The sequence below is a fragment of the Paenibacillus sp. 05T425 genome (assembly GCF_056396205.1).
Map to the genome: position 1 here is coordinate 1 of NZ_JBFTLA010000183.1, position 364 is coordinate 364.

The following is a 364-nucleotide window of genomic DNA, read 5'->3' on the forward strand; positions in this document are numbered from 1 at the left end:
TCACGACAAACCCGTCGGCCACGGCACCGACCCCGGCGCAATCGGGAAGCGGTGCATCCAGGCGTACTTCACCGCTGTCCAGGTCCCAGATAAAAAAGCGGTTGCCCCGCGGCGCGGTCAGGGCGACCAGGCGCAGTTCGCTGTGTACGGCAACGCTGGCGGTGTAATGCCCCATGGCCTGTAACTGATGCTCAGGCACCGGGAAGGCCACGAACGGTTGACCGGGACGCTTGATTGCCAGCAGCTCCGAAGACTCGTGAGCATCGCCCATGAACTGCTGACCGGCGACGATGGTGCCGTCACTGGCGATACCCAAGTGCCGCACGCTGTTCATCTGCTGGGCCAGTGTTTCCTTGCTCAGCAG

General features: G+C 63.5%; 1 protein-coding gene. It reads right to left on the bottom strand.

What is annotated here, in order from left to right:
* On the bottom strand, positions 1-364 hold a 364-nt coding region (locus tag AC1DF0_RS32680; protein ID WP_477577790.1), incomplete at both ends, for a DUF1513 domain-containing protein.